This is a genomic window from Betaproteobacteria bacterium, from assembly GCA_016713305.1.
Lineage (GTDB): Bacteria > Pseudomonadota > Gammaproteobacteria > Burkholderiales.
On record JADJPK010000031.1, the window covers coordinates 22,135 to 40,797 of the forward strand.

Sequence of the window (18,663 nt, forward strand, 5' to 3'; positions counted from 1 at the left end):
CGCGCCCCTGCGCAGAACCGCGAGCGCAACCGCCGGCCTCCGCCACGTTCGGGACACGGCTTTCCTGCGCTCCCACGCATTCGCGCGTCCCCGCGGCAACCGGAATCGGCCCGGAGCCGCGCCGAGGCATGCGACGCCCACGTTCCTCTTGCGCTGCGCATCGCATCGCAGAATCATCCCTTCCCTCGTCCACCGCGTTCCTTCGGAGTCCCGCGTTGCGCACCGTCAGCCACTGCCTCGTCGACACCCTCGCCGCCCACGGCATCTCCCGCGTCTTCTGCGTTCCGGGCGAAAGCTACCTCGGCCTGCTCGACGCGCTGCATGGACGCGACGACGTCGACACCGTCGTCTGCCGGCACGAGTCCGGCGCGGGCTTCATGGCGCTGGCGGATGCGCGCCTCACGGAACGTCCGGGCGTCGCCCTGGTCAGCCGCGGCCCCGGAGCCAGCAACGCGTCCATCGCCGTGCACACGGCCCAGCAGGATGGCGTCCCGTTCATCCTGATCGTCGGCCAGGTGCCGGTGTCGTGCGTGCGCCGCGATGCCTTCCAGGAGATCGACTACGGCCGCATGTTCGGCGGCATCGCCAAGTGGGTGGCGGAAGTCACCGAACCCGAGCGTATCGCGGAAACGATGCTGCGGGCCCTGCGCGTGGCGACCACCGGTGTGCCGGGACCGGTCGTGATCGCGATTCCCGAAGACATCCTCACGGCACCGTGCGCAGCGGCCGCCGTGGCACCCCAGCCGCCTGTTCGCGCGGCCCCGGCGCCCTCGGATCTGGTGGCGCTGGGCGAATGGCTGCGCGATGCCCAGCGCCCGCTCGTCATCGCCGGCAGCGGTCTGGAACGAACCGGGGGCCGCGAGACCTTGTGCGCATTTGCCGAACGCTGGCAGGTTCCCGTGATGGTGTCCTTCCGCCGGCACGATCTGTTTCCCAACGCCCATCCGCTCTACGCCGGCGACCTCGGGCTGGCAAATCCCGAGCGGCAGCTTTCGGTGCTGCGCGAAGCTGACCTGCTGCTGGTGCTGGGAGCGCGTCTTTCGGACATCACGACCCAGGGCTACACATTCCCGCGGCTCGTGCGGCCCGAGATGCGCGTCGTGCACGTGCACGCGGACCCCGCCGTGATCGGCACGCATTTCAGCGCGGATCTCGGGATCGGCTGCGACCCGGTGATGCTGATGAACGCGCTTGCCGCGCCTTCGCCCTGGGCCGGCCCGGTTCGCGAAACGTGGATTGGCCGGCTGCGCGAGGAACGGGACCGCATCCGCGCGCCACGCCACTTCGACGTGGACGACGGCGTGCCGTTCGAGCGGGTGGTCATCGCGGTCGGCGAGCATCTCGAGTCCGACGGGATCGTCACGCTCGATGCCGGAACCTTCGGCGCCCCCGCCTACCGCGTGATTCCCTTCGCGCCGCCGCAACGGATGCTGGCCCCCATCGCCGGGGCCATGGGTTTCGGCGTTCCGGCCGCCGTCGCCGCATCGTTGCGCCATCCGCAACGCCAGGTGGTGTGCCTCGTCGGCGACGGCGGCTTTCTCATGACCGGCAGCGAACTGGCCGTGGCCATCGAGCGCCGGCTCCCGCTCAAGGTGATCGTCTCGGAGAACCGCATGTACGGGTCCATCCGCATCCACCAGGAGCGCGACTATCCGGGCCGCGTGAACGGGACGACATTCGCGAATCCGGATCTCGCCGCCATCGGCGCCGCCTACGGATTCGCCGTCACGCGCATCCGCACGATGGACGAACTGGACCGGCTACCCGCTGCCCTGGCTGCGGAAGGTCCGCAGTTCATTCTCGTCGAATCGAGCGTCGCGGCCGTGCTCCCGCGCCGGCCGGCCGAACCGGTGGAGCGCTCGCAGTAGACTTCGCCGCCTGTACTCCGCGCCGTCATCGACGGCACGCCACTGCAACCCTTCGTCCTACCTTCACACGGAGCACCCCATGCAGGAACTCACCCTCGCCCAGGCCCACGCACTGACCGCCCGCGCCATCGCCAAGGCCACGCAGGACTTTGGCCGCCCCATCTGCGTCGCGCTGTGCGATTCGAAGGGCTTTCTCGTGTCGTTCGCGCGCATGGAAGGCGCGCCCGTGCGCAGCATCCAGATCTCCCAGGGCAAGGGCTACACCGCTGCGCGGATGGGCGTGACGACGGAAGCGCTGCTGGCGCGCCTGCACCGCGAGCAGATCGAGGTCGGTTACTTCTGCGATCCGCTGCTGACCGCGCTGCCCGGGGGCTCGCCCTTGCGCGACGAGGCCGGCAATCTCATCGGCGCCGCCGGCGTGAGCGGCCTGACCTCCGCTGAAGATCAGACCATCACGGACTACCTGGCCTCGCTGTGCAAGGAAGGCGGCGTCTGAGGCCGCCGGCTCAGCGGCTCGTCAGCAGCGCAGGCAGCCAGGTCGCGAGCGGCGGCACCGACGCGACCAGGCCCAGCATCGCAAGGCCCATGAGCACGTAGGGCATCACGGCGCGGAAGATGTCGCCCATCGCGATGCTGGGCGGGGCGACGCCCCGCATGGTGAAGAGCAGCATGCCGAAGGGCGGCGTGAGCAGCCCGAGCTGCATGCAGATGAGGAACATCACGCCGAACCACAGCGGATCGAAGCCGTAGTGCTGCACGAGCGGCATGTAGAACGGCAGCGTGACCAGCATCATGCTCACCTGGTCGATGAAACAGCCGAGGAACAGCAGGATGCCCATCATCACCGCCAGCACGGCCCACGGCGGCAGTGCGGCGTCCTGCACCATCGAGACGAGACCATTCGTGGCGCCCGAGAACGACAGCACCTGCGAGAACGTCGTGGCCCCCACGATGATGAAGAGGATCACGCCGGAAATCGCCGCCGTGCCTTTCAGCGCCTGCATGAGATTCGCCAGGGTGAGCGACCGGTAGGCCAGCGCCACCGCGATCGTCGCGGCGGCACCGATGGCCGCCGATTCGGTCGGGGTGGCCCAGCCGGCGGACATGGCCGTGATGACCGCGGCGAAGATCAACACGAGCGGCGTCACGTACACCGCGAGGGGGCGCCAGCGCGCCCAGCCGGCCACCGGGGCGTGCTCGAAGGCGGGCGCCAGTTCGGGATGCAGCTTGGCGCGGGCCACGATGAACACCACGAACGCGGAGGCGAGCAGCAGGCCCGGAAGCACGCCCGCGATGAGCAGTCCGGAGATCGAGATGCCGGCCAGGCTGCCCAGCAGCACGGTGAGCGCCGAGGGCGGGATCAGCATGTCCACGCCGCCGATGGCCATGATCGGCCCCATCGCCATCTTGCGATCGTAGCCGCGGCGCAGCATTTCCGGCAGGAGCAGCCCGCCCAGCAGCGCGGTGGTGGCGATCGTCGAGCCCGAGATCGCGGAGAACACCGTGCCCGCCACCACCGCGATCACCGAGAGCCGGCCCGGCACCCGCCAGATCACGTTGTCGAAGGCGTCGATGGCCTTCATCGCCACGCCGGTGTGGAACAGGACCTCCCCCATCAGCACGAAGAACGGAATGGGCGTGAGCGAGAAATTGGTGATGGCGGCGAGCCCGTTGCGCACCACCTGCATGAGTCCCGGTTCCCCGCCGAGATAGACGATGGCGCCGATCATGTTGACCGCCAGGAACGCGAAGCCGGCCGGCATGCCCAGCAGCAGCAGCACGCTGACGGCACCGAACAGCAGCAGGAGCGTCTCACCCCAGCTCATCGATCAGGCGCCCCCGGCAGGTTCGTGGTCGCCAGGGGCGGGCGGCGGCCCCTTGAAGACGCGCCGCGCGAATTCCACCGCCATCAATCCGAACGACAGCGGCAGCGGCACGAACAGCCACCACTCGGGGAACACGAAGCTCTTCATCACCAGCGCGCCGATGGACCGCGTGTCGGCGATGACCGCCAGGGAATACCAGACGACGGCCGCGCAAACGGCGAGCTCCAGCAGGGACGCCATGCGGTCGAGACGGCGCAGGTGACGGGCGGGCAGCACGTTCTGGAGCAGATCCAGCCGCACGTGTTCGTTCCGGTGCAACAGCCAGGGCGCGGCCAGCAAGGTGGCCAGCGGCAGGGCCATCTCGGTCACTTCCACGATCCAGGGCAGGTTCGCGAACCCGAGATTGCGTCCGGCGACGTCGGCGCACACGAGCAGGACCATCGCACCGATCACCAGACCGGACGCGATGCCGCAAATGTCGAACAGACGGGAGTACACGTTCGGACCGGGGACCGGCGCCGGGCGCAAGCCCGCCGCGTTCGTCCCCCCGCGATCAGTTCTTCGGCGCCATCAGCTCGCGCAGCTTCGGACCGTTGACCGGGCTGGCCGCCACCAGCGCATTCCAGGCGGCATCGTAGGCGGTCTTGAGGAAGAGCTTCGCCTGCGCGTCGTCCAGCTTCACCACGTGGATGCCGGCCTCCTGCTGGCGCTTGAGTTCCGCCGGCGCGTCCTTCGCCGCCATGTCCGCGTTCTGCGCTTCGAGCCACGCACCCTGCTTCTCGAGAAACTGCCGCTGCTGCGCGGTGAGCTTGCGCCAGGTGTTCAGGTTGAAGACCGCACCCAGTTCGATGTCGTAGAAGCCCGGCTCGAGGCGGAATTTCGTCTTCTCCTGCCAGCCGAAGTCGAAGATGCCGATGAGCGGCCAGCCGTAGCCTTCCACCACGCCGCGCTCGAGCGCCGTGTACACCTCGCCCGGGGCAATCTGCACCACGCCCGCGTTGAGCTTCTGGAAGAACTCGCGGTAGATGGGATTGCTGCGCAGCTTGATGCCGGCCAGGTCCGCGCGGTCGATGCGCCGGGTGGAGTAGATGTAGTAGCGCACCCCCTCGCCGGTCCGCGCGAAGTAGTGCAGGCCCTTGTCCTGGTACAGCTTGTCGTAGACGTCGAAGACGCCGCTGCGGCGCATCTCCGCCATGGTCATGTGCGTGTAGTTGATCGCGATGGCCTCGGGCACCACGCTGGTGGTGAACGCCGCCGCCGTGTTGGCGACATCGACGACACCGCTGCGCAGGGCGTTGGCCAGCTCGAAGGTCGGGATCGCCTTCGGTCCGCCCACGTAGTTGATCTGGACGAGCCCCTTGCCCTCCTCGTTCACCTTCTTGATGAACCGTTCGAAGTTGCGGGCGAAATAGGTGCCTTCCTGGAAGGCGTTGGCGGCTCGCAAGGTGATTTCCTGGGCGCTCGCGAAAAAGCTCGCGGCCAGGGCGACGGCCCCGAAACCCAGGGCGGTCAGGCGTTTCGACATGGTGGACTCGCTCCCTCTGTGGTGCGGCGGCGTCGGCCGGGACTGCGCACGGGCCCCCGATCCCGCCGCCGGCCCCGATCATCGAAGAACGGTCCCGGCGGCGCAAGGGGCGCGTGCCGGACCCGGCGGCCGCGAGGCAGGCCCCGCCCTGCTCCCGCCTGCGGCCTCGATCTACCCCGCCACCTCGATCCTCGCCGTGGCCCGGATCACCGCGCCGCGGTCGTCCGTCCAGGTGAAGTTCATGTCGCCGGAGTCCACGGCACGCACGTAGAAGAGGAAGTACGGGTTGGTGGTGATGCCCGAGCCCATCTGCACGCGGAACACCTCCCGCCCGCCGTACTCGCAGACGAACTCCTCGATCACGTGCCGGGGAATCCGCTTGCCGACGTTGTCGTGGCGGAAGCCGCTTTCCATCGGGTGGCGCACCACCGCACGCACCGGGAACACCTCGCCCGGCGCCACCTTCGGAGGAACGCGGATGCTGGCGTCGGCCATGTCAGTCTCCGCAGGCCGTGATCGTCACCTCCACCTGCACGGTGGCGGACCACAGCGAACCGTCGCTCATCTCGGCGATGGCCATCACGCGCTGCGACTTGGCGAGCCGGATGCGTGTGGCGACCTCGGGCCGAGGGTAGTGCGGACCGAGATGGAACTGCGCGATGACGGGCATGGGATTCTGTTCGGAGAACACGTGGATGGCCCGGACGTGATCCTCGCTGCTCATGGGACTGTCCACCTTCACCGTCATGGACACCACGTTGCCGTCGTCCGCGATGCGGGGCAGTTCCAGCTTGACCCGGCCCTCCTGCACCGCGCGCGAGCCCGTGATCCCTCGCATCGCTTCGGCCATGGTGTCCGGCGTGGCGCCCGCCGGACGGACCGCCCACGCCAGCACCCAGGCGCCGCCCGCCTTCAGCACACGGCGGCGCGCCTCGACGGCCCGAGGCCGCCGCGAACGCGCCGTCGCCTGCGTCTTCACGCGTACGAGTACCCGAGATGCCGCAGCGGCATGGACCGCGCCCGCTTGCCGGTGGCCGCGAAGATCGCGTTCAACAGCGCCGGGGTCACCGCGGCAATGGGCGGCTCGCCCACCCCGCCCCAGAAACCGCCGGTGGGAACGAGCACCGCTTCCACCTTGGGCGGCATCTCGGACAGACGCAGCACCGGGTAATCGCCCCCAGATCCTTCACCTTCTTTTCCAGCAGCGGCCGGCGGAACTGGTACGGATCCTTGCCCGCCGCGTGGCACACCTCGTCGATGAAGCACTCGCGGAACACCGGGTTGTGCGTGTGGGCCACGGCGCGCCAGAAGCCCGGCGGCACATGGGTGTTGCGCATGGCGTATTCGTTCGTGAAGTTGGGCACGCCATAGGGGCTGTCGCCGAACACGCGGATGCCCACCGGGTCGATGCCGTCCTTGATGTCCCCTGGCCGCACCGACACGAAGATGGACTGGTCGGCCTGCCGCACGTGCCACGCCGTCCAGTTTCCGTTGCGGTCCAGCCCCGCCCGCATGCGCACCAGCGCCACGGGACGGTAGCGGCCCTGCTGCATGTCTTCCTCGCGCGACCACTGCAGGCGCACGGGCACGCCGGGCATGGTCATGGCGATCTGCGCCGCCTGCTTCGTGTATTCCTGGTGCGGGCCGCGGCGTCCGAAGCCGCCGCCGGCGTGCATCTTGTGCACGATCACGTTCTCGAGCGGGATGCCGGAGGCCTCCGACGCCGCGGCGATGGTCGCCTCGCCGTTCTGCGTCCCGACCCAGACTTCCAGCCGGTCGTCGGTGTACAGCGCCGTCGCCGTCTGCGGTTCCATGGTCGCGTGGTTGAGGTACGGCGCGTAGTACTCGGCTTCCACCACTTTCGCGGCACCCTTGATCGCCGTGTCGAAGTCGCCGTCCTTGCGCGCCACCGGTACGTCCTTGGCGTCGATGCCGGTGCGGAGGAACGCCTTGATGGACTCCGAGGTCACGTCGCCGTTGTCGCCCACGTCCCAGTCGATGGGCAGCGCCTTCATCGCCTCGTTGGCGCGCCACCAGTTGTCCGCCACCACGGCCACCCAGTCCAGGCCCGCGACCACCTTCTTCACGCCGCGCATGCCCAGCACCTTGTCCTCTTCGTAGGTGCGCACTTTTCCGCCGAAGACGGGGCACTGGCGGATCGACGCGTGCAGCATGCCCGGCAGCTGGACGTCCGCCGCGTAGATCTGCTTGCCGGTCGTCTTGTCGGGGATGTCGAAGCGCTTCGGCGAGGTGCCGATGAGCTTCCAGTCCTTCGGGTCCTTGAGCTTGGGGTTCTGCGGCACATCCATCGCCGCGGCGGCCGCCGCCACCTGGCCGAAGGAAACGGTGCGTCCCGTCGGCTTGTGCGTGATCACGCCCTTCGCCGCGACGCACTCCGCCGGGTCCACGTCCCACTGGCGAGCAGCCGCCGCCACGAGCATCTCGCGTGCCGCCGCGCCTGCCTTGCGCAGGACCTCCTGGGATTCGCGGATCGACCGGCTGCCGCCGGTGGACATGGCGCCCCACGCGCGATTGCGGCGCACGTGCTCGTTCACGTCGGCATACTCGGACCGCACGTGGTTCCAGTCGCATTCCAGTTCCTCGGCCACGAGCTGCGCGAGGCCGGTGAAGCTGCCCTGCCCCAGTTCCGAGCGGGCGATGCGGATGATCACGGTCTCGTCGGGCTCGATGACGACCCACGGCGTGACTTCGCCGGAGGCCGCGTCCGCGGCTGCGCCTGCGTCCGGGTGAAACTGCACGCCGATGGCCAGTGCACCGCCCAGGGCGGTGCCGCGGATGAGGAATTCACGGCGGGAGAGGAGTGTGGGATGTGTCATGGCGGTCTCCTCAGCGGGCCTTGGCGGCGGCGTGGATGGCATCGCGCACGCGGACGTAGGTGCCGCAGCGGCAGATGTTGGTCATGGCGGTGTCGATGTCCGCATCCGAGGGATTGGGCTTGTCGCGCAGCAGCGCAGCCGCGGCCATGATCATGCCGCTCTGGCAATAGCCGCATTGGGGAACCTGCCGCTCCACCCACGCGGTCTGCACCGGATGCCGGCCGTCCGCCGACAGGCCCTCGATGGTGACGACCGACTTGCCTGCCACGGCCGAGACCGGCATCGCGCACGAACGCAGGGCCGTGCCGTCCAGATGCACCGTACAGGCGCCGCACAGCGCCACGCCGCAACCGTACTTGGTTCCGGTGAGGCCCAGCTCGTCCCTGAGCACCCACAGCAGGGGCATGTCGGGTTCGGTGTCGACCTCGACCGGCTTTCCGTTCACGTTGAACTGGATCATGTTCTCTCCAAGTGACACCGCGGCTGCGGAGTGACGCAGTGCGGAGGGTTCAGGGATTCGGCGGACCGGCGGCGGCGCGCTGCGGAGAGCGCGCCTCGCGCGAACGGACCGTGGAGGAATTCTGCCACGCGACCCACGCGTGTATAGTGAACGCGCATTGCAAAAAAGTTCTCGGGTGCGCGCATTTTTCCTGCGTAGCGCGAGGAGACGAGGAGAAACGTGAACACCCTGCCCTCTGCCGCGCCGGCCGCGGCGTGCATTTGCTGGTTCGCCCTGTTCCGCCGCCACGGCAGCGAGGGCACCACGCTCGACGCAGCCGAATCCCGGCGCCTTGCCGGCGCGCTCGAAGGTTCGGTCGGGATGATCCTCGCGCTCGAGCACTGCGCCCAGGTTCCCGAGGAGTTCCCCGGCGAGGAAACGCCCCTGTGGCTCGTGCTGCAGTGCTACTTCGCGACGCTCCCTGCACTGGAGCAGTCGCTGGCGTCCGGCGGGGCTCTCGCCTCCCTCTCCGATCCGGCGGCTTTTCCGTCGCTGGCCCAGGCGGAGGCCTCGGAGCAGGCAATGGAGGTGCTGCCCTTTCCCATACCGGAAGCCCCGCCCGGTCCCAAGAGCGCCTGCTGCACCTACCTCGTGGGCTTCGAGGGTCCGGCGCAGGACTCCGACACCTGGCTGTCGTACTACCTTTCCACCCAGGCGACGCAGCTGACGCAACTACCCCGCGTCCGCGAGGTGGAGGTGTACACCCCCCTGCAGTGGCGCAGCGCCCTGCCCTGGAAGCGGGCCTCGCACCTGCAGCGCAACAAGGCTGTCTTCGACGATCCCAAGTCGCTCGTGGGCGCGCTGCACTCGCCCGTGCGCCATCGCATGCGCCACGACCTGAGCCGCTTTCCGCCCTTCTCCGGCCGCGTCACCCACCACCCCATGCATACGCGGGAGCTGTATCGAGCGTCGTAGGAGGCCGCGAGCCGCATCCCACGCCGTTGGAGGTCGCCAGTACGGCAGGCTCCCTCTCCTGGAGCCAGAGACAGGGAATACGGCAGTCTTCCGGTGCGGAACAGAGGGACACGGCGACAACGGTGCAAATCGCTCTGAACAAGCACGAGCCAAGCGCCGCCAATCGCTCACCGAGGCCACGCTGCCACGCCCATCCTCACCCTGTCCCTCTCCTTGAAGGAGAGGGGACCTTCTGCGGAGAGGACGGATTAGTGTCGGCAAGGGACCTTCGAACGAAACCACTCCGCCGGCGAACGTCTCGAAAACCGGATCAGCAGGTCCCTTCTCCTTCAAGGAGAGGGACAGGATGAGGATGGGCTACCGGGTTGCGCCCTCCATTCTCTTCGCGCACAGGCCCGCCCTGCCCCGCGACCTCAAAGATGGCAACCCTCCCCTAGCAGGGCCGTGCGGAACCTGCTGCGCAGATAGGGTCCGTCCCGCGCCGGCAGTTCCAGGATGCTCGCGACCGAGGGTACCTTGACGGCCGCGAACACCGGTCCGGGCGCCGTGTAGAGGCGCCGCTCGAACGCGTCGAGCTCTTCCTGCGTCTGCACGGTCTCGCCCGCGATGCCGCAGGCGCGCGCGACAGCCGCGAGATCCACTCCCCGGCTCGTGTGGGCGTCCTGCAACCCCGTCTCCGCATACAGGCCGTTGTCGATCACCACGATCGACAGATTCGCCGGACGCTTGACGCCGATCGTGGCGAGCGCGCCCATGCCCATCAGCATCTCGCCGTCGCCGGTCAGCACCACCACGCGCCGCGACGGCTGGGCGAGCGCGAGCCCCAGGCCCACCATCGCCGCACCCCCCATGACGCCCCAGAGATAGAACGTGAAGGGATGGTCGCCGATGCCATAGACGTCCGACGTGAGTCCGCCCAATCCCGTCACGAGCAGCGCGTCGCCGCGCCCCCGCAGGAGCTGGCCGACCATCGCCCGGCGGTCCAGGATGCGCGGTGCGCTCATTTCGTCTCTCCCTTCTTGAAGAGCTTGGTGCCGATCACCCTCTGGCCGATCAGCACGGCCACGGCGCGGTTCGTGTGGTGGGCGAGCGCCAGGCACGCCTTCACCGTCGGCACCACGTCCTCGGCCGCATCGGCCCGGTAGACCTGCACGCCCACGGCCTCCAGCGCCTGCTGCGTGCCCCGGCCCATGGTGATCTGCCACGGGTTGAACTCCCCCCACTCGCCGCGCATGGTGACGATCATCACCAGCGGCATGCGGCACTCGGCCTGCAGCGACAGCATGTTGATGCAGTTGCCCACGCCGCTCGACTGCAGCAGCAGCACGCCGCGCTGTCCTCCCAGGAATGCGCCCGCGAGCATGGCCACGCCTTCCTCCTCGGTGGTGAGCGACACCGCGTGCATCTGCGGGTCCGAGATGCAACGCTCGATGAGGCGCTTGTGGCCTGCATCGGGTACGTACGCGACCTGGCGGACGCCGGCCGCCACCAGTTCTTCGTAGAGCGAGTCCGGCCACGCAGGCTGGCTCATGGATGTCCTCCCTTGGGGTTCGTCGCGAGAGTTCTTCGCGGGGCTCCCGATCATAGCGCCGCCGGCCGGTGTCCCGGTCTGCCGGGAGCGCATAGGTGGAACCGCGGCCCTCACTTGGACGCCGCCTCCCCACGTCCCGGGACGGTTTCACGTCTTCGCCCGCCCGCCCGGCGCCAGTAGACATCGAGCAGGAACATGACCAATGCCGCCGCGACCAGCACCGGCCACAGCGCGCGGCGGATCGCGCTGCCATCGCCGTGGCGGCGGAAGATCTCGGCGGTGGACGCGGACACCGCGCCGCCGGTGCGCTCGGCGAGCGCCTGCAGCGTGACGGTGTCCGCCGCCTGGGTGCGGTCCTCGTCGGGCCAGGGATGAAAGAGCGTCCTCGTCCCGACGCGCCGCACCTCCTCCCCGGTCAGCCCGCCGCTGCCGAGCAGTTCGAACCGGTAGGGACGGGCACTGCCCGAGGCGACGGGCCGGCGTGCCGCGTAGGTTCCCGGCGAGACGGGACGCAGGGGAACGGAGGCGGACTCGCCATCGGGAGACGTCATCCGCGCGACCGGTGCCAGGCCGTTCCGGTGAAACCCTTCGCGGGTCTCGGCACGCAGAGACAGCACGGCCTCGGTTCCCGACCGGTGCACCGCGAAGGCCAGCATCTGTGACGGCACGCGAGCGACGTGACGGACCACCTGCGCCCACAACCGCGCATACCCGTCCCACCCCACCCAATCGGCCGACCAGCGGTTGTTGACGTCCGACAGGAACGCGACGCTGCGCCCCAGGCCGTAGTGAGTCGTGGCGAGCAGCGGGCCGGCCTTCGGACCCTGGAGCAGCACGTCGGCGAATCGCTTCGGACGCGCGACCACGATGCCGCGCAGCGGTGGCCCCTTCGTGAAATCCACGCCGTCGAGCACCGTCGCGGGGCGTGACACGACGGGACGGAAGGGTTCCTCGATCATCGATTCGCCCAGGAGCTGCCGCGCCTCCTTCACGAACAGCCCGGGGATCTCCGCATCGGCCCGCGCCACCTGCGTGCGTCCGTGCCCGAGGATGGCGATGTCACGCATGAGGGCGAGATTGGGCTTGTCTCCGACCACCACGGTCGAGACGGTGACGCCCGCCGCGGCGAGTTCCGCGACCACGGCCTCGATCGCGCCCGGCGCGGGCGGCGGCTCCGGCGCATCCGGCACGACGACCGCGATGCCGTCGCGCCGCAGCGCCTCGGCCCGGCCCTTGATGATCTCGGCCAGGATCGCCTGGCCGTCGTCGGAAGTCGAAGCCGTCGACGGGGGCTGCGCGGTGATGCCATCGGACAGGAGGATCACGTGCTTGATCTGCGCGGTGGAGTTCGCGAGCAGCCGCCGCGCTTCTGCAAGCGCCGGGTAGAGGCTGGTCTGCCCCTTCGCCGTCATGGACGCGATGAGATCTTCCGCCCGCCGCCTGGTACCGACAGGGGCGAGCGGCACGACCTCGTGCGGCTTGGAGTCGAATGCGACCACGGCGAGACGGTGGCGCGGCTCGAGCAGGTCCAGGGTCGACAGCGCGGCGGTCTTGGCGAGTTCCAGCTTGCGGCCGCGCATGCTGTGCGACCGGTCGATGAGCAGCACGAGGTCCACCTCGCTCTTCTTCCGCTTGCCCTCGAAACGCACGGGCAGGAGCCGTTCCATCGCACTGCCGGCATAGCCTTCGTGACCGTACGTGCTGTCGCCCGAAGAAAACAGGAGCCCGCCGCCGTCGTCGCGCACGAACGCTTCGATTGCTGCAGCCGTACGGGCGTCGATGTTCTGCACCAGCAGATCGCTCAGGATCAGCGCGTCGAAGCCGCGCAGCGCCTGCGGATCCTGGACGAAGGGCTCCGGCCCCATGGACGCGACCTCGATGTGATGCGCACGCAGCGCGTCGGCCAGGAAGTGCGCACGCTCGGTCGCGCCTTCCACATACAGCACGCGGGGCGCGGGGCGGACCGTCACTCCGGCCGACGCCCGGTCGTTGTCCGCGAACGCATCGCCCTCGGCGCGCACCGCCGCCGAGACGGTCTGCTCGCCGGGCGCCGGAAACCGCACGTCGAACCCGAACCGGTTGGTGGCCGGGTTGCAGCTCGACGCTCATGGCATCGATGCGCCGGCCCGGAACGGCGAGCTGCAGTTTCGCGCGTGCGGCGTGCGATGCATGGACGTTCACCTGCACGGTGACCGGCTCGTGCACACGCGGTGCGAGCGGCACCTCCACGGTGTCGATCCACGCATCGGACGCGACCGCCGCCGGAGCAGGCATGGCAAAGACGCGAACACCCTCTTCCTGCAGCCGCGGCAGCGCGCGCCACAGATCGCCATGCGTCTGACGTCCGTCCGAAACCAGCACCAACCGGCGCTCGAGCCCGGGCGCGAACGCGTAGGTCGCCGCGCGCAGGGCCGCCTCCACGTTCGTGCTGCCCTGTCCCAGCGCCGCCTTGCTGCGCGAACGCTCTTCGGGCGAGACCGCGATCGCGCCGATGTCGTCGACCGAATCGACCACGCGCGCGCGGTCGGCGAACACGACATGGCGCGCCTGGGCGGGGCGGTGCTGCGCCTGGGCGGTCCTGATCCATTCGACCGTGCGCTTCAGGTGACCGGGCGCCACGCTGCGCGAGACATCCAGCACGTAGACGACCGAGATTCCCCGCACGCGTTCGAGCCACTGCGGCCCCGCGGCCGCGATCACCACGAGAACGAGCACCACACTCCGAAGCACGGTCGCGCCGAGAAGGCGCCGCCGCAGATGCCGGGCCCTGTCGAGGTAGGCGAGTGCCCACAGGACCGGTACGAGCGGCAGACACCACAGCACGGCGGGATGATCGAAGCTCATGCCGGCCTCACCGCGTGATCCGGCGCGTGTGGAGGAACCAGTCCAGGACGAGCACCCCGATGACGAACAGCAGCAGCACCTGCCATGGCTCCCGCGCCCCCGCGCCACCCGGCTCCACCTGCCGGTCGGTTTCGCGAAACCGGGTGCGGTTCACATCGGAGAACGACTCGTCCGTGGACGACACGACGACAGGGAGCCGGGCTTCACCGCTGCGGGCGATATAGATGTCGGGCCGGAGCGCATCGAACAGCGTGGCCCCGGGGACCGGACGCGCGGTCACGGGCTGACCGCTGCCGTCGGTGATGCGGGCATTGCTCAGGGGAACACTCACGGCTCCGAGCGATCCGGACATGGGCGCGGACGCGTCCGTGAGCCGCGCGACGGCGTGACCCAGAAAGACCGGCAGCGCCGGCTCGAAGACGAGCGTCGACTCGGCCGGCAGGAATCCGGCCGCGATCCATGGCGCCCGGGCGCGACCCGCGACGACGAGCGCACCTTCCCTTCCACCGGCGAACGCGAGCGTGCCTTCGGGCAGCCGGTTCCAGGCGAGCGCACGGCGAATCTCCAGACCGTTCCATGGCACATCGTCGGACAGGGGATCGCCCGGAAGCTTGCCCTCGGCCCGGATGCGCCCCGTGCGGACATCCGCAGCGGGCAGCCATGGCACGGGGGGCGGGCGGAACAGCAGCGCGGGGACTTCGGGGGGCTCATGCGGGGCGGAACCTTCGTACACCAGCAGATCCGCATCGCCGCCACCGCGGCCGCCGCGCGCGGCCGCCGAGACGACGCGAACGCCGGGCAGCGAACGCAGCGAATCGGCGAGTGCATCGTCGCGCACCCCCACGAGCAGGATCCGTCTCGGGCGATGTTCCGGGACGACGGCGTAGGCGACATCGTCCAGTGCGAGCGCGTCGCCTTCCGTGCGGACGTCGGCCGCGAGCGGCCCGGCGCCGAAGGCGGACACGTCGAAGGTGGCATCGATGCGCTCGCCCGCGGCGATCCGCAGCGACTGGCGGACCGTCGTGCCTTCCGCACCGCGCAGGCTCACCCGGACATTCTTCTCCGCCACGGAGCCGTTGAAGACCTGCACGAGGGCATCGACCCGCAGGGGATCCACCGGCGAAGCTCCCACGGCCACGCGCATCACCGCCACGTTGTCGGCAGGCTCGTAGACCGAGTGCACGACCGCGCCGGCGGGAAGGTCGAACCGGTCCACGCCATCGCTCACCACATGCACGCGCAGGCTCGCCATGGCGGGAAGAGCAGGCACGGCGCCGGACCGGACGGGTGAAGGACGCAGGCTCAGCACGCGAGCCTCGCGTCCCGCCCGGCGAGAAACGTTCCCGAGGGCAGCGTGCCTCCAGTGTCGAGCACCAGCACCGGGCCCGGTGCATCGCGGATCACGTCCAGCGCCGCGTCCACCGCGTGGGCCCAGCGCGTTCGGCCGTCCCGGGTGCGGGTCCCCATGGTGGGGCTCACGTCGAGCAGCAGCACGATGCGCTCCGTGCCCGCGGCCGCGCCTTGCAGGCCGGGACGGAACAGGAGCGCGGTGAGGGTGGCGCCTGCGGCCAGGGAGAGCAGCAGGCCGAGCCACCACCGCCACGGCGAGCGCAGCACACCCGCGCGGCGTGCTGCCGCCTGCCACAGCAGCGTCGACGACGTGGTCCGCGCGTTCGCAGGCGGACGCAACCGGTGCATCGCGACGATCGCCGCGGCCACGCCCGCCAGGAGCAGCCAGCCGAGGACGGGAGTCGCGATCAGCATGTCCAAGGCCGGCCCGCCTCAGCGCTCGCGCGCGCTCGCCGCGGAGTCGCGCTCCCGCCGGTGCCGGGCGAGCGTGTAGCGCTTGCCCGCCTCGCGATACGCCGCGGAACCGAAGGACGAAGCGCGTTGCGCCGATTCGACATCCCTGCGGGATGCGGCCGTGTCGGCACCCATGGCGGCAGTGGCGGCTTGCGCGCGTGTCGCTGTGTAGAAGTCCTCTTCGGCTGCGGAGCTGGCTGGAGCGGAGTCGTCGCCGTCCTTCGATTCCGGCTTGACCTCCACGGCGCGCAGCGCGACCTCCAACCGCTTCGTCTTCTCGCCCAGGACGGACTCGCTCTCGGGAACGGGCGTGGGCACGCCGTCCGGGCTGTCGCCTTCGCCGCTGCCCGATGTGCTGGACTGGATGCGCCGGCCCATCGCGCCGCCCACCGCCGCGCGGCCCGCGCCGTCGGCCGATTCCGCTGCCGTGCACCGAATCGCGCCCGCCGCTGCTGGTGCGCGAGACGGCGCGCAACGCAGTGTTCAGGACCTCCTCCGCCGCGCTCTGTTCGCGGTGCGCGCTCTGCTGCGCGTCCTCGCGGTCGGCCGTCATGGCGCGGTCGAACTGGGCGGTGGGCCGGTCTTCGTTCGAGGGAGCGCGCTGCGGCGCCTCGCCGCGCTCGTTGCGCTGGATCTCCGCCAGGCGGGCGAGGATCTCCTGGGCGAGGGTGTCGGACATCTGGCCGTCGTCCTCGGCGCGGATGGGCGCGGCAGCATCGTCCTTCGCCGGCATCTTGCGGGCCGCCATGAGCGCACGGGCCGCTGCGCGCGCGTCGCGGGCCGCCAGGGCATCCGCGAGAGACTGCGCGATCCCGGGATCGGTGACCTGCGTCGCGAGCCGGTTCACCTGGGACCAGAGCGAATCCTCGCGGCGGCCGCGCTCCGCCGTCTCACCGTCCTGCGCGGGCGAACGGGCGGGCGCGTCCTTCGCCTTCGCGGTCGCCGGTGCCACGTCGCGAACCTGCGGCTCGCCGGAACCGGCAGGCGCGATCGGCCACCACGCAACCGCCGCCGCCACCGAGGCGCCGAGAGCAACGCTTGCCCACGCAGCAGGCGATTGACGCAGCGGAAACAGGCGAGGAATCGACAGCTGCACGGTCCGCGCACCGGCAGCCGCGACGTGCCGCGCAACGGCCGCATCGGCAGGACCCCGTCTGCAGAACCACAGCGCGCTCAGCAGTTCGTCGTTCAGTCCGGCTCGGCGGTCCGTGTCGCCGGCAGCCTGCTCCGGCGTCGGACGCCGGCCGAGCCACACCGCGAACCCGAGGGCGGCAACGCACGCAAGCGCGAGGAGCGCCGCATCGATGTTCGCCAGCACGGCCGGCGCCACGAGCGTCCGATGCGCCGCGAGATGTCCGGCCCACAGTACGATGACCGTCGCGAGCAACCACGGCGTCCGGCGTACCGCCCGTTGCCCAGCGCGCATCCGCGAACGCGCCGCGCCCAGCCAGGCGACAGATCTTCCGCACCCGCTGTCATGCGATGTGCGCTCGAGGACCACGGTCCCGTGCCCGGACATGCCGGGCACGGTCGTTGTGGGCGTGGCATCCGCCCCCGTATGATCGGACCACTTTCACCGAGCAAGGATCGGGACGCCCGCCATGACCGCCCCGCGCAGGATTTCCACGGCGATTCGCCGTCTTCTCGGCGCACTGGCCGCTGCGCTCGCCGCCTGTTCCGTGCATGCCGCCGAACGGCCGAACGTCGTGCTCGTGATCGCGGACGACCTGGGATGGCGCGACGTGGGGTTTCACGGTGCGCAGGTGAAGACGCCGAACCTCGACCGGCTCGCGTCCGGCGGCGCGGTTCTCAATGCGATGTACGTCCAGCCCTACTCCAGCCAGACGCGCGCCGCGTTGCTCACGGGCCGCTACCCCATGCGCTACGGGCTGCAGTCCCTGTCCATCGGACGCAATGCCGCGTACGGCCTGCCGAAGGAAGAGCGCACCGTGGCGCAAGCCCTTCGCGACAAGGGCTACCGGACCGCCTTCGTCGGCGACTGGCGCCTGGGCCACGCGCAGCCGGAGTTCTGGCCGACGCGGCGAGGCTTCGAGACCTTCTACGGATCTCTCGCAGGGTCGTCCGAATCCGTGGTGCGCAAGGGCGCGAAGACCGACTGGCGGCGCGGAGAGAAGCCCGCGGTCGACGCCGGATACGTCACCGACCTCGTGGCGGCGGAGACGGTCGCGGTGATCCGCAAGCACGACGCCTCGGCGCCCCTGTTCGTGGTGGCGTCCTTCAACGCCCCGGCGCACTACGAGGACGTGCCACGCGAGCTGCGCGAATCGCTCAAGACCGTGGAAGACGACACGCGCCGCAGCTACCTGGCCGCCGTCGCGGGCTTCGACCGCGCCCTGGGCGCCATCCTGGCGGAACTGGAACGCAGACAGATGAGCGGCAGCACGCTGGTCGTCGTGCTGAGCGACAACGGGGGCGCGGTGCCGCTGCGTTTCGCCACGGGCGATGCGGACGTGCGCCGGCCGGCCGCCGACAACGGCACGTATCGCGAAGGCAAGGGGTCGCTCTACGAAGGCGGCGTGAGAGCCGTCGCCGTGGCGTCCTGGCCAGGACGCATCCCGCCGGGGACCGTCGTGACCGAGCCGCTCCACGCCACCGATCTGGGTGCGACCGTCATGGCGCTGGGCGACGGGCAGCCCGACGCGCAGCGGCCGCTCGACGGCGCGGACGTCTGGCCCGTCATCGCGCAACGCAAGCAGACGCCGCACAAGGAACTGCTGCTGCACGTGGACGATTTCCAGGGGGCGATCCGCATCGGCGAGTGGAAGCTGATCGTGCGCGCCACCCTGCCCACCCGCACGGAGCTGTACGACATCGCGAACGATCCGGAAGAAGCGGAGAACGCCGTGGCGACCTATCCCGACCGCGCCAAGGCGATGCTGGACCGGCTCAATGCCTTCGCTTACGACATGGCCCCGTCGCTGTATTTCGAGGCCCTGGGGGCAGCGGCCAGTCCCGCGCTGTGGCGCGCCAATCCTCCGCGCCGGGACTGACGCC

17 protein-coding genes and 1 pseudogene are annotated in these 18,663 nt (G+C 70.0%); 5 read left to right on the forward strand and 13 right to left on the reverse strand.

Translation table 11 applies throughout. From position 1 onward, the window contains the following. The first annotated feature begins 128 nt into the window (after nucleotides 1-128). Nucleotides 129-1,868, forward strand: coding sequence for a pyruvate decarboxylase (locus IPK20_22195; protein MBK8019125.1), 1,740 nt, complete (start codon nucleotides 129-131; stop codon nucleotides 1,866-1,868). A gap of 79 nt (nucleotides 1,869-1,947) precedes the next feature. Beyond that, nucleotides 1,948-2,364, forward strand: a complete 417-nt coding sequence (locus IPK20_22200) for a heme-binding protein (GenBank protein ID MBK8019126.1) — start codon at nucleotides 1,948-1,950, stop codon at nucleotides 2,362-2,364. A 10-nt stretch (nucleotides 2,365-2,374) separates the two neighbouring features. Here IPK20_22200 and IPK20_22205 read toward each other — a convergent pair whose 3' ends face one another. From IPK20_22205 to IPK20_22235, 7 genes and pseudogenes are all read right to left on the reverse strand, one after another. Further along, complete coding sequence (locus IPK20_22205; protein ID MBK8019127.1) at nucleotides 2,375-3,694, reverse strand: TRAP transporter large permease subunit; 1,320 nt, start codon at nucleotides 3,692-3,694, stop codon at nucleotides 2,375-2,377. Nucleotides 3,695-3,697: 3 nt separating this feature from the next. Beyond that, entirely contained in the window at nucleotides 3,698-4,192 is a 495-nt protein-coding gene (locus IPK20_22210; protein ID MBK8019128.1) for a TRAP transporter small permease, read from the reverse strand. Between the two features lie 55 nt (nucleotides 4,193-4,247). Then, nucleotides 4,248-5,219: a TRAP transporter substrate-binding protein DctP gene (gene dctP, locus IPK20_22215; protein ID MBK8019129.1), complete on the reverse strand. Its 972-nt coding sequence runs from the start codon at nucleotides 5,217-5,219 to the stop codon at nucleotides 4,248-4,250. Nucleotides 5,220-5,390: 171 nt separating this feature from the next. Beyond that, nucleotides 5,391-5,714, reverse strand: coding sequence for a thiosulfate oxidation carrier complex protein SoxZ (soxZ, locus tag IPK20_22220; protein ID MBK8019130.1), 324 nt, complete (start codon nucleotides 5,712-5,714; stop codon nucleotides 5,391-5,393). A gap of 1 nt (nucleotide 5,715) precedes the next feature. Continuing rightward, nucleotides 5,716-6,069: a thiosulfate oxidation carrier protein SoxY gene (locus IPK20_22225; GenBank protein MBK8019131.1), complete on the reverse strand. Its 354-nt coding sequence runs from the start codon at nucleotides 6,067-6,069 to the stop codon at nucleotides 5,716-5,718. A gap of 125 nt (nucleotides 6,070-6,194) precedes the next feature. Further along, nucleotides 6,195-8,056 (reverse strand): annotated as a pseudogene (locus IPK20_22230) (xanthine dehydrogenase family protein molybdopterin-binding subunit). 10 nt (nucleotides 8,057-8,066) lie between these two features. Beyond that, nucleotides 8,067-8,516: a (2Fe-2S)-binding protein gene (locus IPK20_22235; protein MBK8019132.1), complete on the reverse strand. Its 450-nt coding sequence runs from the start codon at nucleotides 8,514-8,516 to the stop codon at nucleotides 8,067-8,069. Between the two features lie 219 nt (nucleotides 8,517-8,735). Here IPK20_22235 and IPK20_22240 point away from each other — a divergent pair, with 219 nt between their 5' ends. Next, entirely contained in the window at nucleotides 8,736-9,470 is a 735-nt protein-coding gene (locus tag IPK20_22240; GenBank protein MBK8019133.1) for an ethyl tert-butyl ether degradation protein EthD, read from the forward strand. 413 nt (nucleotides 9,471-9,883) lie between these two features. Here the strand turns inward: IPK20_22240 and IPK20_22245 are convergent, their stop codons facing one another. The 3 genes from IPK20_22245 to IPK20_22255 all read right to left on the reverse strand — a co-directional run bounded on the left by IPK20_22245 (nucleotide 9,884) and on the right by IPK20_22255 (nucleotide 13,064). Further along, nucleotides 9,884-10,474: an aldehyde dehydrogenase gene (locus tag IPK20_22245; protein ID MBK8019134.1), complete on the reverse strand. Its 591-nt coding sequence runs from the start codon at nucleotides 10,472-10,474 to the stop codon at nucleotides 9,884-9,886. Beyond that, complete coding sequence (locus IPK20_22250; protein MBK8019135.1) at nucleotides 10,471-11,001, reverse strand: phosphonopyruvate decarboxylase; 531 nt, start codon at nucleotides 10,999-11,001, stop codon at nucleotides 10,471-10,473. Before IPK20_22250 ends, IPK20_22245 begins: the two co-directional genes overlap by 4 nt. Nucleotides 11,002-11,111: 110 nt before the next feature. Next, nucleotides 11,112-13,064 (reverse strand): VWA domain-containing protein, encoded by a 1,953-nt coding sequence (locus IPK20_22255; GenBank protein MBK8019136.1) that lies wholly within the window; start codon nucleotides 13,062-13,064, stop codon nucleotides 11,112-11,114. Nucleotides 13,065-13,083: 19 nt separating this feature from the next. Between IPK20_22255 and IPK20_22260 the strand changes: the two genes are divergently transcribed. Next, nucleotides 13,084-13,863 carry a hypothetical protein gene (locus tag IPK20_22260; protein MBK8019137.1) on the forward strand — a complete coding sequence of 260 codons (780 nt, stop codon included), beginning with the start codon at nucleotides 13,084-13,086 and terminating at the stop codon, nucleotides 13,861-13,863. Here the strand turns inward: IPK20_22260 and IPK20_22265 are convergent. From IPK20_22265 to IPK20_22275, 3 genes are read right to left on the reverse strand one after another with little or no spacing between them, the layout of a single operon-like run. After that, nucleotides 13,853-15,154 carry a hypothetical protein gene (locus IPK20_22265; GenBank protein ID MBK8019138.1) on the reverse strand — a complete coding sequence of 434 codons (1,302 nt, stop codon included), beginning with the start codon at nucleotides 15,152-15,154 and terminating at the stop codon, nucleotides 13,853-13,855. The genes IPK20_22260 and IPK20_22265 overlap by 11 nt on opposite strands. Continuing rightward, complete coding sequence (locus IPK20_22270) at nucleotides 15,148-15,615, reverse strand: hypothetical protein (GenBank protein MBK8019139.1); 468 nt, start codon at nucleotides 15,613-15,615, stop codon at nucleotides 15,148-15,150. The genes IPK20_22265 and IPK20_22270 overlap by 7 nt, the downstream gene beginning before the upstream one ends. Before the next feature lie 12 nt (nucleotides 15,616-15,627). Further along, nucleotides 15,628-16,026, reverse strand: a complete 399-nt coding sequence (locus tag IPK20_22275) for a hypothetical protein (protein ID MBK8019140.1) — start codon at nucleotides 16,024-16,026, stop codon at nucleotides 15,628-15,630. 1,223 nt (nucleotides 16,027-17,249) lie between these two features. Between IPK20_22275 and IPK20_22280 the strand changes: the two genes are divergently transcribed. After that, nucleotides 17,250-18,659: an arylsulfatase gene (locus tag IPK20_22280; protein ID MBK8019141.1), complete on the forward strand. Its 1,410-nt coding sequence runs from the start codon at nucleotides 17,250-17,252 to the stop codon at nucleotides 18,657-18,659. The last annotated feature ends 4 nt before the right edge of the window (nucleotides 18,660-18,663 follow it).

Coding starts and splice junctions, on each gene's coding strand:
- IPK20_22195 (MBK8019125.1), top strand. CDS start 129: ATGCGACGCCCACGTTCCTCTTGCGCTGCGCATCGCATCGCAGAATCA.
- IPK20_22200 (MBK8019126.1), top strand. CDS start 1,948: ATGCAGGAACTCACCCTCGCCCAGGCCCACGCACTGACCGCCCGCGCC.
- IPK20_22205 (MBK8019127.1), bottom strand. CDS start 3,694: ATGAGCTGGGGTGAGACGCTCCTGCTGCTGTTCGGTGCCGTCAGCGTG.
- dctP (MBK8019129.1), bottom strand. CDS start 5,219: ATGTCGAAACGCCTGACCGCCCTGGGTTTCGGGGCCGTCGCCCTGGCC.
- soxZ (MBK8019130.1), bottom strand. CDS start 5,714: ATGGCCGACGCCAGCATCCGCGTTCCTCCGAAGGTGGCGCCGGGCGAG.
- IPK20_22225 (MBK8019131.1), bottom strand. CDS start 6,069: ATGGCCGAAGCGATGCGAGGGATCACGGGCTCGCGCGCGGTGCAGGAG.
- IPK20_22235 (MBK8019132.1), bottom strand. CDS start 8,516: ATGATCCAGTTCAACGTGAACGGAAAGCCGGTCGAGGTCGACACCGAA.
- IPK20_22245 (MBK8019134.1), bottom strand. CDS start 10,474: ATGAGCGCACCGCGCATCCTGGACCGCCGGGCGATGGTCGGCCAGCTC.
- IPK20_22250 (MBK8019135.1), bottom strand. CDS start 11,001: ATGAGCCAGCCTGCGTGGCCGGACTCGCTCTACGAAGAACTGGTGGCG.
- IPK20_22275 (MBK8019140.1), bottom strand. CDS start 16,026: ATGGGCCGGCGCATCCAGTCCAGCACATCGGGCAGCGGCGAAGGCGAC.
- IPK20_22280 (MBK8019141.1), top strand. CDS start 17,250: ATGACCGCCCCGCGCAGGATTTCCACGGCGATTCGCCGTCTTCTCGGC.